Raw genomic sequence first — 14,451 nt, forward strand, 5'->3', positions numbered from 1 at the left:
CTTAATAAGAACCACACATTCGGGGTGAGATAGATGTCAAACACAGTCACTGGCACGCAGGGAGTTGCGGCGTCAACAGAGCAAGGGATCCGCTCTACTCAAACCACTCGTTGGGAAAAACGCGACTCTACCTGGGTCATCAGTCTGTTCGGGACCGCGGTTGGTGCGGGGATCCTGTTCCTGCCGATCAACGCGGGTATGGGCGGTTTCTGGCCGCTGGTCGTCATGGCGCTGCTGGTAGGTCCCATGACCTATCTGGCCCACCGTGGCCTGGCCCGCTTCGTGCTCTCCTCCAAAAAGCCAAATGCAGACATCACCGAAGTGGTGGAAGAGCACTTTGGCGTGGGTGCCGGTAAATTAATCACCCTGCTCTACTTCTTCGCCATCTACCCCATCGTGCTGATCTACGGCGTGGGTATCACCAACACCGTCGAAAGCTTCATGGTCAACCAGCTGCAGATGAGTGCCCCGCCGCGCTGGATCCTCTCCATCGTGCTGATCATGGGCATGATGTCGGTGATGCTGGCCGGTGAAAAGCTGATGCTGAAAGTGACCGAGCTGCTGGTTTATCCGCTGATCGCCATTCTGGCCGGTATCTCTTTGTACCTGATCCCTGACTGGACCGGTGCCGCGCTGGAGCAGGTGCCCTCTGCCAAGGATTTCGCCACTACCCTGTGGCTGACCATCCCGGTACTGGTTTTCTCCTTCAACCACAGCCCGGCCATCTCCAGCTTCTCTCTGGCCCAGCGCCGCGACCATGGCGATCAGGCTGTCGAGAAAGCCGATGCCATCCTCAAGCGTACCGCCATGGTGCTGCTGGGCTTCGTGATGTTCTTCGTCTTCTCCTGCGTCATGAGCCTGACACCGGCCCAGCTGGCAGAAGCCAAGGCTCAGAACATCGCCGTGCTCTCCTATCTGGCCAACCAGCATGCCAGCCCCATCATCTCCTACTTCGGTCCGTTGGTTGCGTTCGTGGCCATCGTCTCCTCCTTCTTCGGCCACTATCTGGGTGCCCGTGAAGGTCTGAAGGGGATGATCGTGCAGAACATGCGCAAGTCAGGCAAAGAGCCGAACGCCAAGAAAGTCGAGATGTTCATCATCGCCTTCTTCATCCTGACCCTGTGGGGCACTGCCATTGCCAACCCCTCCATCCTGGGCATGATTGAATCTCTTGGCGGCCCGATCATCGCTACCATCCTGTTCATCATGCCGATGTACGCCATCAAGCGCGTACCGGCCATGGCGAAATATCAGGGCCATATCAGCAACGTATTTGTCGCTGTGATGGGGATGATCGCCATCTCCGCCATCCTCTATCAGCTGGTCGGTTAATCCCCTACCTGCCGCTGATAGCAAAATGCCAGCCGAACACTCGGCTGGCTTTTTTATCTCTGCAACCTGTGCCACCGCGATTGTCCTGCACTCTCCTTATTACTCCCCCCCACCTTGTTGGATATCTGCATGCTCACAAACACCATGACTGAGCACGTCGGGTATCAACATGCCCCCCTGCCCGCAGCTCAATATCGCCAACACGTTTACTCCCCCTCACCAAACCATGATGGCGTGTCTGATAGGACAGGTTGGGTTCATCTGCCGCAGCCAGCCATCTTCGTTCTTCTGTGATGCTGTGATGCTGTGATGCTGTGATTGTCCTGAAGATCTGGGGTAAGCCATAGCAACCGGCTCTTGGCAGAGCAGACAAAGGTGTGTGACGCACAACAGAGGGAGTAAGCACAACTCGAAGGGACAAAGATAAGGCAGCGCCCTGGACAAGGGTGACAGAATGTCCAGCACATCAGCCAAAGAGCCTGCTTAAAGAGGAAAAGAAAGCAAATCCGGCAATAAAAAGCGCCCTCCGAAGAGGGCGCTAGTGTGTTGCGAAACTGACCGTTACGAGATCAGGCTTCGCGGCTCGGTACCGGAGCCACATCCAGCAAGGTTTCATCTTCAGCCATGCAAGCTGCGGCGGTGAACAGCACGTCGGTGGAGCTGTTCAGCGCTGTCTCGGCAGAATCCTGCAACACGCCGATGATAAAGCCGACGGCCACCACCTGCATGGCGATGTCGTTGCTGATACCAAACAGGCTGCACGCCAGCGGGATCAGCAGCAAGGAGCCACCAGCGACACCGGATGCGCCACAGGCACTGATGGTGGCAACCACAGAGAGCAGCACGGCAGTTGCCATGTCCACTTCCATCCCCAGGGTATGTACCGCCGCCATGGCGAGCACAGTGATGGTGATGGCCGCACCCGCCATGTTGATGGTGGCACCCAGCGGGATGGAGACCGCGTAGGTATCTTTGGGCAGGCGCAGTTTTTCACACAGCGCCATGTTGACCGGGATGTTGGCGGCAGAGCTGCGGGTAAAGAAGGCGGTCACGCCGCTCTCTTTGAGGCAAGTCAGCACCAGCGGATAAGGGTTGCGCTTGATCTTCCAGAAGACGATCAACGGGTTGACCACAAAGGCGATAAACAGCATGCAGCCGATCAGCACCACCAGCAGTTGGGCATAGCCAAACAGGGCGTCAAAGCCTGTCTCTGCCAGCGTGGAGGCAACCAGACCCAGGATCCCGAGCGGAGCACAGCGGATCACCGCTTTCACGATGGCGGAGACACCGTGAGACAGGTCAGTGATGAGCGCCTTGGTGCTCTCGTTGGCATGGCGCATGGCGATACCCAGACCGATGGCCCACGCCAGAATACCGATATAGTTGGCATCCATCAGCGCCTTGACCGGGTTGGTTACCACATTGAACAGCAAGGTCTGCAGCACCTCGGTGATCCCGCCTGGCGGGGTGATCTCGGCAGTATTGGCCACCAGATGGAGGTTGGAGGGGAACAGGAAGCTGGCAATCACCGCGACCACGGCCGCAGAGAAGGTACCAAAGAGGTAGAGCGCCAGCAGCGGGCGAATATTGGTCTTCTGACCCTGCTTGTGACCAATGATGGCCGCCATCACCAGTACGAATACCAGCAGCGGGGCTACCGCTTTCAGTGCACCAACGAACAGATTGCCAAGCAGACCTGCCGTTTTCGCCCACTCGGGCGCAAACAGTGCCAGCAAGATACCGAATACCAGACCAACCAGGATCTGGCTGACCAGGCTGGTGCTATTGACCAGCCGAAGGAGGGGGTGTTGTTGTGTCATCAAAAAAGTCCCTAAGCACCGTAGTGCATGAATCATGAGTCCTGTCTGCAACCACTCATCGGGAGACCCCTGTCGCCCTGATGTGGTGTCTGTGGCCAGCCTTCTGTCGGGCCGATCCGCCAGTCACCGGATTGCATGACGGAATATCCCATTCGCCATCTTTTTTTTCCAGAGACTCACCAAAAAATATCCCGTTTCCATCACAAAAAACCGCAACAAAACCTTAACCACAGAGCAACCACCCATTTTTGTACGTTTTATCGACACTCTCTGCCCTCACCCTCACAACCATTCCTGTGTCACCCGTGACCGGAATCGCTGTGCTATCATCCCCCATTTGCCGCGGAGCCTTGCCATGATCACATCCCTGCTCAACCAATATTTTGGTTTCTCCGCACTCAGGCCAGGTCAGGAGGCGGTGATCAGCCGGGTGCTGGCAGGTCAGAGTGCCGCCGCCATCTTTCCCACCGGCTCCGGCAAGTCGCTCTGTTATCAACTGCCTGCCCTCGCCCTGCCTCACCTGACCCTGGTTATATCGCCGCTGCTGGCGCTGATGCACGATCAACTCGCCTTCCTTAAAAGCAAGGGAATAAGCGCCGCCACCCTCGACTCAAGCCAGAGCCCGGAGGAGAGCCGACGAGTGATGCAGCAGGCGCTGGATGGCCAGCTCAAGATCCTGATGATCTCGGTGGAGCGACTCAAGAACGAGCGCTTTCGCCGCTTTATCCAGCAAGTGCCGCTCTCGCTGCTAGTCGTCGATGAGGCGCACTGTATCTCGGAGTGGGGCCACAACTTTCGCCCCGACTACCTCAAGCTGCCGAGCTATCGCCATGATCTGAAGATCCCGCAGGTGCTGCTGCTCACCGCCACCGCCACACCGGCGGTTATTCAGGATATGCAGACCAAATTCGGCATAGCGCCGGAGGGGGTCGTGGTCACCGGTTTCTACCGCCCCAATCTTGATGTGGCGGTCATTCCCCTGTCGCCCGATGCGCGGGATAGCTGGCTCGCGCAGGAGCTGGCAAACGATCCGGCGGCCCCCACCATCGTCTACGTCACCTTGCAACACACCGCCGAAGCCTGCGCCGAGCAACTCATTAGAGAAGGGATCAACGCCCGCGCCTATCATGCCGGACTCGACTCGGCTCTGCGCAGTCAGATCCAGCACGACTTCATGGCGGGCAAGGTGGACTGCATCGTCGCCACCATCGCCTTTGGCATGGGGATCGACAAAGCGGATATCCGGCGGGTCATTCACTACGATCTGCCCAAATCCATCGAGAACTACAGCCAGGAAATTGGCCGCGCCGGGCGGGATGGCCAGCCATCGCGCTGTATCGTGCTGGCCAACCAGAGCCAGCTGCCGGTGCTGGAGAACTTCGTCTACGGCGATACGCCGGATTTGAGTGCCATCCTCCAGCTCCTTGCCATCATCAAGCAGAGCGGGAACGAGTGGGAATTCACCCTGCTGCGCCTCTCCAACGACACCAATATCCGCCAGTTGCCCCTTAAAACCCTGCTGGTCTATCTGGAGATGGCGGGCATCATCACCCCGGCCTACAGCTACTACGCCGACTACCGCTTCAAGTTTGTGCTGGATAAAGGCGAGATAGTGAGCCGCTTCAATCCGGATCGCCGCCAGTTTCTGGAGCAGCTGTTCGCCTGTGCCCCGCAAGCCCGCAGCTGGTGCACCATGGACTTTGACGCCCTCTGGCAGGGCTATCAGGGAGAGCGACAGCGGGCCGTTGCGGCGCTCGACTACCTGCAGCAGCAAGGCTGGATCGAGCTTGAAAGCAAACAGATGACCGAGGTCTACCGGATCACCCGTCAGGGGTGGGACAACGAGCAGGAAGCAAAAGCCCTGCACGCCCTGTTCCTGCAAAAAGAGCAGAGCGAGCTGGCAAGACTGCAAGCCATGCTCGACTTTTTCACCTCAAGTGAGTGCCTGAGCCACCGCCTCGCCCGCTATTTTGCCGATGAGGTGGCGCCGGTTCATTGTGGCCACTGTTCGGTTTGTCGCGGCGAGGTGGCGCATCTCCCGCCCCTGCCCTCACTGACCATGCCAAACGAGGCGGGGATCCGCGCCTGGTGCGATCCGCTGATTGCCAAGACAGGTTCGGTGGATGCGCGTGTTCTGGCCCGTTTCCTGTGCGGTATCGCCACACCGCTGACCAGCCGGGTCAAAGCCAAATCGCTGGCGGGCGCAGGCCAGTTGGCCGCGTACCCGTTTGCCCGCGTCCTGGCGGCAGTGCAACAAGCCTACCCTTGCTAGATGAGTGCTGGCGGCGTCAATAGCCACCAGCAGAAACAAGCGTTTACAGACGCAGAAAAAGAAGACCCTCGCGGTTGCGAGGGTCAAGCCAACGGAAACGTGCTTAAACAGAGCTTGGTGAGGCAACAGTCAACTCTCTTGCTAAAGCGTCTTGCTGCTCACACATCGCCAATCTAGGGCACTCAAAATGTAGCGTCAATGTAAAAATTAGAGTCTAAACTCCAAACAAAGCAATTTACGTTGACGTTCACGTAATGATATTTTCATTCATAACCCCGCCAACCCGCAGCCCCATTGCCTTTCGTCAAACCCCTTAATCTTTTCGCAATAAGTTCCCTCTTTCCCATAAACATTTATTTTTTATGTCTTTGACATTTACCTCACTATCGTGGCAAAAATAATTTAACAGTCAGTAACATAGCGGTGTTGTTGACTGACCCTCCCCGCACAAGGATCGGGCAGGTTTCTTCAGAATTTAACCTATCAACCGTGATGGATTACTGGAGTCTGTTGACTAGGCTTTAAAAGCGCACAACACAAAAGCAGTCATCCACTTTTTTCAGGGTAAGCGACTATAACGAGGGCAAAGTTATGGGCATATTCGAGCATTACCAACAGCGATATGAAAAAGCGAGAGAAGAGGAATATACCATCCAGGAGTTCCTGGATATGTGTAAGCAGGACAAAGCCTGCTACGCCTCCGCAGCCGAACGTCTGCTGACCGCCATTGGTGAGCCGGAGATGGTAGACACCTCAGCCAACCCCAGACTGAGCCGACTCTTCTCCAACCGCGTCGTGGCACGCTATCCCGCCTTCAAGGATTTCTACGGGATGGAAGAGGCCATCGAACAGATCGTCTCCTACCTCAAACACTCCGCCCAAGGGCTGGAGGAGAAGAAACAGATCCTCTATCTGCTGGGCCCCGTTGGCGGCGGTAAATCCTCGCTTGCAGAGAAACTCAAATCCCTGATGCAGAAGGTGCCCATCTATCGCATCAAGGGCTCACCAGTCAATGATCACCCCTTCTGCCTGTTCGATATCGAAGAGGATGGGGAGATCCTGGAAAAAGAGTACGGCATCCCGCGCCGTTACCTGCGTCCCATCATGTCCCCCTGGGTGGCCAAACGCCTGCACGAGTTTGGCGGCGACATCACCAAGTTCAAGGTGGAGAAGGTCAACCCCTCCATCCTCGATCAAATCGCCATTGCCAAGACTGAACCCGGTGATGACAACAACCAGGACATCTCCTCACTGGTCGGCAAGGTCGACATCCGCATGCTGGAGCACTTCGCCCAGGATGACGCCGATGCCTACTCCTACTCAGGTGCGCTCTGTAAAGCGAACCAGGGGGTGATGGAGTTTGTGGAGATGTTCAAGGCCCCCATCAAGGTGCTGCACCCGCTGCTGACGGCAACCCAGGAGGGTAACTACAACGGTACCGAAGGGCTCTCAGCCCTCCCCTTTGACGGCATCTTGCTCGCTCACTCCAACGAATCCGAGTGGCAGCAGTTCCGCAACAACAAGAACAACGAGGCCTTCCTCGACCGGGTCTACATCGTCAAGGTGCCTTACTGCCTGCGCGTCTCCGAAGAGGTGAAGATCTACGAGAAACTGCTGATCAACAGCGAATTGACCGAGGCCAAATGCGCCCCGGGCACCCTCGAGCTGCTGGGCCAGTTCTCTGTGTTGTCACGGCTGAAAGAGCCGGAAAACTCCAGCATCTACTCCAAGATGCGGGTCTATGATGGCGAGAGCCTGAAAGACACCGATCCCAAGGCGAAGAGCTATCAGGAGTATCGCGACTACGCCGGTGTAGACGAAGGGATGAATGGTCTCTCTACCCGCTTTGCGTTCAAGATCCTCTCCCGCGTCTTCAACTTCGACCACGCGGAAGTGGCCGCCAACCCGGTGCACCTCTTCTATGTGCTGGAGCAGCAGATCGAGCGCGAACAGTTCCCGCAAGAGCTGCACGATCGCTACCTTGAGTTCATCAAGGGCTATCTGACCCCACGCTATGTGGAGTTCATCGGCAAGGAGATCCAGACCGCCTATCTCGAGTCCTACTCCGAGTACGGTCAGAACATCTTCGATCGCTACGTCACCTACGCCGACTTCTGGATCCAGGATCAGGAGTACCGTGACCCCGAAACCGGCCAGCTGTTTGACAGAGCGTCCCTCAACAGCGAGCTGGAGAAAATTGAAAAACCCGCCGGGATCAGCAACCCGAAGGATTTCCGCAACGAAATCGTCAACTTCGTGCTGCGAGCCCGGGCCAACAATGCAGGCCGTAACCCCAACTGGACCAGTTACGAGAAGCTGCGCACCGTGATCGAGAAGAAGATGTTCTCCAACACGGAAGAGCTGCTGCCGGTTATCTCCTTCAACAGCAAAACCTCGGCCGAGGAGCAGAAGAAGCACGATAACTTTGTCGAACGGATGATGGAGAAAGGCTACACCCGCAAACAGGTGCGACTGCTCTCCGAATGGTATCTCAGGGTACGCAAGTCATCCTGACCCTGACTGTTCAAGGGGGAGTTATGGCGCATTTTATCGACCGCAGGCTCAACGGCAAAAACAAAAGCGCTGTCAATCGGCAGCGCTTCATTCGCCGCTACAAGAAGCAGATAAAACAAGCGGTCTCGGATGCTGTCTCCAAGCGCAGCATTCAGGACGTAGACAAGGGCGAGAGCATCAGCATCCCGACCAAGGATATCGGCGAGCCCCATTTTCATCAGGGGCACGGCGGTAAACGGGAGATGGTGCATCCCGGCAATGATCAGTTCGTCTCCGGCGACAAGATTGACCGTCCCAAAGGAGGGGGCGGCGGACAGGGTTCCGGCGAGGGACAGGCATCCAATCAGGGTGAAGGGGCCGATGATTTCGTGTTCCAGATCTCCAAGGATGAGTATCTCGATCTGCTGTTTGAAGATCTGGAGCTGCCCAGGCTGCAGAAAACCCAGCTCAATCAACTGATGGAGGTGAAAACCTATCGGGCGGGCTACACCTCCAACGGGGTGCCCGCCAACATCAACGTGGTGCGTTCCCTGCAAAATTCGCTGGCACGTCGCATGGCGCTGCAAGCAGGCAAGAAACGCCAATTGCATGAACTGGAAGATCGGCTGGCCCTGCTGGCCACCGATCCTAACGAGCACTTTGCCGAAATAGCCCTGCTCGAGAAGGAGATCAGGGAGCTGAAGCGGCGGATCGACGCGGTGCCCTTTATCGACACCTTCGACCTCAAGTTCAACAACTTCGTCAAACGGCCCGTCCCCTCCAGTCAGGCGGTGATGTTCTGTCTGATGGACGTCTCGGGCTCCATGGATCAGGCCACCAAGGAGATGGCCAAGCGTTTCTATATCCTGCTCTATCTGTTCCTGAGCCGGACCTACAAGAACGTCGAAGTGGTCTATATCCGCCACCATACCCAGGCCAAGGAGGTGGATGAACACGAGTTCTTTTACTCCCAGGAGACTGGCGGCACCATCGTATCCAGCGCCCTCAAGATGATGAATGACATCATCAATGAGCGTTACCCCGCCAACCAGTGGAACATCTATGCGGCGCAGGCGTCGGATGGTGACAACTGGGCTGATGACTCACCACAGTGCAGGGAGATCTTGGCGCGGGACATCATGCCAAGGGTGCGGTACTACTCCTACATCGAGATCACCACCCGTGCTCACCAGACCCTGTGGCACGAATATGAGTCGGTAGCCAGCCAGTTCCCCCACTTTGCGATGGAGCACATTCGCAAGGTCGAGGATATCTATCCGGTGTTCCGCGAGCTGTTCAAGAAACAAGCGGCGTGAGGAGGTCACATGATCGAAACAGAAAAACGTGTAGCGCCACTGGATGACGGACCAGACTGGAACTTCGATCTGCTGGAGACCTATCACCAGGAGATCGCCCGGGTCGCCCGTTTCTACAAACTGGATACCTACCCCAACCAGATCGAGGTGATCACCGCTGAGCAGATGATGGATGCCTACTCCAGCGTCGGCATGCCCATCGGCTATCAACACTGGTCGTTCGGCAAGCGCTTTATCCATACCGAGCGCAACTACAAGCGCGGCCAGATGGGACTGGCCTACGAGATCGTCATCAACTCCGATCCCTGCATCGCCTACCTGATGGAGGAGAACACCATGCCGATGCAGGCACTGGTGATGGCCCACGCCTGCTACGGTCATAACTCCTTCTTCAAGAACAACTACCTGTTCAAGGCCTGGACCGATGCCTCCTCCATCATCGACTACCTGCTGTTCGCCAAGAACTACATCACCCAGTGCGAAGAGAAGCATGGCATCGAGGCGGTGGAACAGCTGCTCGACTCCTGCCATGCCCTGATGAACTTCGGGGTGGATCGCTACAAGCGTCCCCAGAAGATCTCGATGGCTGAGGAGAAGCGGCGTCAGAAGGCACGGGAAGATTATCTGCAGACTCAGGTCAACGAGCTGTGGCGAACCCTGCCCAAACAGCATAAAGCGGCTGGCGTGGAGGACAGGCGCTACCCCGCAGAGCCCCAGGAGAACATTCTCTACTTCATCGAGAAAAATGCCCCCTTGCTGGAGCCCTGGCAGCGGGAAGTGGTACGCATAGTGCGCAAGATCAGCCAGTATTTCTATCCACAAAAGCAGACCCAGGTGATGAACGAGGGATGGGCTACCTTCTGGCACTACACCATCCTCAATCACCTCTATGACGAGGGCAAGTTGAGCGATCGCTTCATGATGGAGGTGCTGCACAGCCACACCAATGTGGTCTATCAACCGGCTTACAACAGTCGCTACTACTCGGGGATCAACCCCTATGCGCTGGGGTTTGCCATGTTTACCGACCTGCGCCGCATCTGCGAGAACCCGACCGAGGAAGATAGATACTGGTTCCCCGACTATGCCGGCAGCAACTGGGTCGAAACCCTCCACTTTGCTATGCAGAACTTCAAGGACGAGAGCTTTATCAGCCAGTTCTTAAGCCCGAAAGTGATGCGGGATATGAAGCTGTTCGCCATTGATGACGACGATCTGAAGAACTACATCAAGGTCTCGGCCATCCACAATGACGAGGGTTACCGTCAGGTACGCAACACCCTGTCAGCTCAATACAATCTCAGCAATCTGGAGCCAAATATTCAGGTCTACAACGTGGCGGTGAAGGGAGATCGTTCCCTCACCCTGCGTTATGTGCCCCACAACCGCATCCCCCTTGGCGATTCGCGCCACGAGGTGCTCAAACACCTCCATCAGCTATGGGGGTTCGACGTGGTGCTGGAACAGGATAACGGCGATCTGCCACCCGATATTATCGGCCGCTGCCCGGAGCGCAAACCGGGGATCTAACCCGTGACGTGATATCTCGACGGCCCACTTCGGTGGGCCGTTTTTTCGGCCTTCGCCTCTGCCTGCATCATCGCAGCACCACCTGAATAACCCGAACAAACCACAATATAGAAAGAGGCCCGCATGGTGTGCGGGCCTCTCTGTCTTGCGGTCACTCTGCAGCGGTTATCAGTAAAAGGTTTGCTGCTCCGCGGCCATCGCCTTGAGGCGGGCACAGGGAGCAAACCGGTCGCCGTGGCGCTTCTGGTAATACTCCAGACGGCCAACCAGATGATCGATCCCGAGCGTGTCCATATAACGGAACGGGCCGCCGAGGAAGGGCGGGAAACCGATGCCGAAGATGGCGCCGATATCGCCATCACGGGCCGACGCCACCACACCGCTATCCAGCGCCATCGCCGCTTCGTTGAGCATCAGCAGCACGCAGCGCTCGGCGATCTCCTGACGGGCCAGCTTGGCAGAAGGCTTGATGCCGAGCACGCCATAGACGCTCTCGTCCACCGTCTTCTTGCCCTCTTTGCCAGTCAGCTTGTTGCGCGGTGCCGCCTTGCCATAGAGATAGAAGCCCTTGCCGTTCTTGCGTCCCTTGCGATCATTTTGCAGCAGCTTGTCGAACGCCTTGGGTGCCTGGAACTGCTCGCCGCCCAGCTCTTTTTCGAGAATAGGGGAGATCTTGGCGCCCACATCGATCCCCACCTCGTCCAGCAAGGTGATGGGGCCAACCGGGAAACCAAAGTCCAGCAGGGCGCTATCCAGCACCTCCACCGGCTCCCCTTCCAGCACCAATCGCGCCGCTTCATTCATGTAGGGGGCAAGGATGCGATTGACGTAGAAACCGGCTTCGTCCTTCACCACGATGGGCGTTTTGCCCTGGGCACGGGCAAAGGCCAGGGTAGTGGCGACCGTCTCGGCACTGGTGCCAGCATGGGGGATGATCTCCGCCAGCGGCATCTTGTCCACCGGGCTGAAGTAGTGCAGCCCCACGACTCGCTCCGGGTGCGCCGCCTCTGCCGCAATCTGGTTGATGGGCAGGGAGGAGGTGTTGGAGGCAAACACTGTGTGCTCACCGCACTCACGCTCCACGTCCTTCACCATCTGGTGTTTGAGATTGAGATCTTCAAACACCGCCTCCACCACCATGTCCACCCGGTGAAAACCGGAGTAGTCGAGGGTACCGGTCAACAGGCTCATCTGCTTTTCCAGCTCGCTGCGCAAAATGTGACGGCGCTTGAGCTTCTTGGCCAGAATGTCATAGCTGTAGCGCATGGCATTGCCGATCCCGGCGCTTGCCACATCCTTGATCCGCACCGGCACGCCCGCCTTGGTAGCGGTGACAAATGCGATGCCGCCCCCCATCAGACCACCGCCCAGCACGGCTGCATGGGCCACCTTGCGCGGCTCGGCCCCCTGATAGGTGACCTCTTTCTTCATCTCGGTGGTAGCAAAGAAGATGGAACGCAGAGCGGCAGACTCAGCCGTCATCACCAGCTCGCCAAAGTGGCGGGATTCGGCGGCCAGACCGGCCTTCATCCCCTCCTCCACACCGATCCGCACCACCTCGAGGATCCGCTCCGGCGCCGGATAGTTGCCACGGGTCTTGGCTTTCACCCCCTTGCTGGCCTGATCGAACAGCACCTTGCGGCCCAGCTTGTTGGTCTCAAGCACCTTGCCCTGCAGATCCCGCTTCAATTGATGACGCGGTTTACCTTTTTTGGCCAGTTTGATGGCAGCATCCAGCAAGATTGACGGCGGCACCACATCGTCCACCAGCCCCAATTTCTTGGCTTGTTTGGCCCGCACCTGCTTACCGGTCAGCATCAGATCCAGCGCCTTGGCCACCCCGATAAGGCGCGGCAGACGCTGGGTTCCGCCAGAGCCCGGCAGCAGACCGAGCTGCACTTCCGGCAAACCCAGCACAGTTTTGCCGTGATCAGTCACCACCCGGCCATGACAGGCCAGCGCCAGCTCCAACCCGCCACCGAGGCAGGGGCCATGAATGGCGGCGATCACCGGAATGGTCAGCCCCTCGATCTCGGCGAAAATCTCCTGCCCTTCCCGCGACAGGGTCTCGGCATCCTTGGCACTGGTGCAGGCGGCCAGCATGGTGATATCAGCGCCGGCGATGAAGGAGTCCTTCTTGCCGGAGGTGATCACCAGACCGATCAAATCCTTGTTGCGTTTCACTTCCGCCAGTACGGAGCGGATCTCCTCGACAAAGGCGGCCTTGAGCGTATTCATACTCTCGCCCGGCACATCCATGGTGAGGATGCCGATGCCATCTTTGCGAACATCCAGGGAAAAAGTCTTAGCGCTCATCATTCAACCTCCAACACCATAGCCACGCCCAATCCACCCGCCGCACAGGCGGTGTTGAGCCCCAATCCCCCGCCGCGACGACGCAGCTCGTGCAGGGTCTGGGTGATCATCCGCGCACCGGTCGCGGCAAAGGGGTGGCCATAGGCCAGCGAACCGCCGAGGACGTTGAACTTCTCCATGTCTACCTCGCCGATGGCCTGATCGCGGCCCAGCTTGTCACGGGCAAACTCGTGGCTGGCAAACATCTTGAGGTTGGCCAGCGTCTGGGCGGCAAAGGCTTCGTGCATGTCGATCAGGGTCAGATCGCTGAGCGTGATGCCGGCTCTGTCCAGCGCCAGCGGCGTGGCATAGGAAGGACCCATCAGCATGTCTTGCCAGACATCGATAGCCGAGAAAGCGAAGCTGCGGATATAGCCAAGCGGCTCGAGGCCCAGCTCTTTCGCCCGACCTTCGCGCATCAACAGCACGGCAGCGGCGCCATCGGTCAGCGGCGTGGCGTTGGCCGCCGTCACTGTGCCATGGACCCGGTCAAACACCGGCTTGAGCTTGGCGTAGCTCGCGAGATCCGAGCTTTCACGGATATTGTTGTCCCGCTCGAGCGGCGACTTGTAGGGCGGCACATGGGCGGTAAACACCTCACCGCTGAGCTTGCCATCAGCCCAAGCCTGCGCGGCCAGGGTATGGGAGCGGTGCGCCAGCGCATCTTGCGCTTCACGGCTGATCTGGTGGCTCTTGGCCATCTGCTCGGCGGTCTGCCCCATGGAGAGGCCAGTGGAGTATTCCGCCACCGCAGGCGGCACCGGCAGCAGATCCTTGACCCGCAACTGACGCAGGATATTGAAACGCTGCTGCAGATTGCGCGCCTTGTTGAGATCCACTAGGGCGCGGGCCAGCTTCTTACTCACCCCGATGGGCAGCACAGAAGAGGAGTCAGCGCCGCCGGCGATGGCGATATCGACAGTCCCCGCCATGATGGATTCAGTGACGTTGGCCACCGCCTGAAAACTGGTGGCGCAGGCGCGGGAGACGCTATAGGCATCGGTATTGACGCTCATGCCGGTACCGAGCACGATCTCGCGGGCAATGTTGGGGGCTTCCGGCATCTGAACCACCTGACCAAACACCAGCTGGTCGATAAGCTTGGGATCGAGATCGGTACGGGCAAGCATCTCGCTCACCACCAGTTTGCCGAGATCGACTGCAGGCACGCCATGAAAGGCGGTGGCCTGCTTGGCAAAGGGGGTACGCAGCCCCGCCACGACGGCAATCCGTTCGCCCTGGCGAGTCGTCAGTTTCAATGGCTGTTTCATCCTGGCTCCTTGGTTTAAAAGGCAGAGGTCTGACCTCATTGCGCCACATCTTAACAATCCAA

At 57.8% G+C, this 14,451-nt stretch carries 8 protein-coding genes; 5 read left to right on the forward strand and 3 right to left on the reverse strand.

Features of this window, described 5'->3' with window-relative positions:
* Positions 1 to 33: 33 nt before the first annotated feature.
* Positions 34 to 1,332: a serine/threonine transporter gene (locus tag AACT07_RS05600; protein WP_005351750.1), complete on the forward strand. Its 1,299-nt coding sequence runs from the start codon at positions 34 to 36 to the stop codon at positions 1,330 to 1,332.
* Positions 1,333 to 1,901: 569 nt separating this feature from the next.
* Here AACT07_RS05600 and sstT read toward each other — a convergent pair.
* Positions 1,902 to 3,152: a serine/threonine transporter SstT gene (sstT, locus tag AACT07_RS05605; RefSeq protein ID WP_069526865.1), complete on the reverse strand. Its 1,251-nt coding sequence runs from the start codon at positions 3,150 to 3,152 to the stop codon at positions 1,902 to 1,904.
* Positions 3,153 to 3,507: 355 nt separating this feature from the next.
* On the opposite strand from sstT, the gene AACT07_RS05610 reads away from it, so the two are divergent.
* From AACT07_RS05610 to AACT07_RS05625, 4 genes are all read left to right on the forward strand, one after another.
* Positions 3,508 to 5,424, forward strand: coding sequence for a RecQ family ATP-dependent DNA helicase (locus AACT07_RS05610; protein ID WP_069526866.1), 1,917 nt, complete (start codon positions 3,508 to 3,510; stop codon positions 5,422 to 5,424).
* Positions 5,425 to 6,015: 591 nt separating this feature from the next.
* Entirely contained in the window at positions 6,016 to 7,938 is a 1,923-nt protein-coding gene (locus AACT07_RS05615) for a PrkA family serine protein kinase (RefSeq protein WP_005333223.1), read from the forward strand.
* A gap of 23 nt (positions 7,939 to 7,961) precedes the next feature.
* Positions 7,962 to 9,233 (forward strand): YeaH/YhbH family protein, encoded by a 1,272-nt coding sequence (locus AACT07_RS05620; protein ID WP_005360363.1) that lies wholly within the window; start codon positions 7,962 to 7,964, stop codon positions 9,231 to 9,233.
* Positions 9,234 to 9,242: 9 nt separating this feature from the next.
* Complete coding sequence (locus AACT07_RS05625) at positions 9,243 to 10,763, forward strand: SpoVR family protein (protein WP_069526867.1); 1,521 nt, start codon at positions 9,243 to 9,245, stop codon at positions 10,761 to 10,763.
* Positions 10,764 to 10,931: 168 nt separating this feature from the next.
* Here the strand turns inward: AACT07_RS05625 and fadJ are convergent, their stop codons facing one another.
* Positions 10,932 to 13,079: a fatty acid oxidation complex subunit alpha FadJ gene (fadJ, locus tag AACT07_RS05630; protein WP_069526887.1), complete on the reverse strand. Its 2,148-nt coding sequence runs from the start codon at positions 13,077 to 13,079 to the stop codon at positions 10,932 to 10,934.
* Positions 13,079 to 14,389: an acetyl-CoA C-acyltransferase FadI gene (gene fadI, locus AACT07_RS05635; protein ID WP_069526868.1), complete on the reverse strand. Its 1,311-nt coding sequence runs from the start codon at positions 14,387 to 14,389 to the stop codon at positions 13,079 to 13,081. Before fadI ends, fadJ begins: the two co-directional genes overlap by 1 nt.
* Positions 14,390 to 14,451 lie beyond the last annotated feature (62 nt).

The organism is Aeromonas sp. ANP5, assembly GCF_963870295.1.
Lineage (GTDB): Bacteria > Pseudomonadota > Gammaproteobacteria > Enterobacterales > Aeromonadaceae > Aeromonas > Aeromonas veronii.

Bases quoted from the DNA above. Each gene is read 5' to 3' on its own strand.
- AACT07_RS05600 (WP_005351750.1), top strand. From the start codon at position 34: ATGTCAAACACAGTCACTGGCACGCAGGGAGTTGCGGCGTCAACAGAG.
- sstT (WP_069526865.1), bottom strand. From the start codon at position 3,152: ATGACACAACAACACCCCCTCCTTCGGCTGGTCAATAGCACCAGCCTG.
- AACT07_RS05610 (WP_069526866.1), top strand. From the start codon at position 3,508: ATGATCACATCCCTGCTCAACCAATATTTTGGTTTCTCCGCACTCAGG.
- AACT07_RS05615 (WP_005333223.1), top strand. From the start codon at position 6,016: ATGGGCATATTCGAGCATTACCAACAGCGATATGAAAAAGCGAGAGAA.
- AACT07_RS05620 (WP_005360363.1), top strand. From the start codon at position 7,962: ATGGCGCATTTTATCGACCGCAGGCTCAACGGCAAAAACAAAAGCGCT.
- AACT07_RS05625 (WP_069526867.1), top strand. From the start codon at position 9,243: ATGATCGAAACAGAAAAACGTGTAGCGCCACTGGATGACGGACCAGAC.
- fadJ (WP_069526887.1), bottom strand. From the start codon at position 13,079: ATGAGCGCTAAGACTTTTTCCCTGGATGTTCGCAAAGATGGCATCGGC.
- fadI (WP_069526868.1), bottom strand. From the start codon at position 14,389: ATGAAACAGCCATTGAAACTGACGACTCGCCAGGGCGAACGGATTGCC.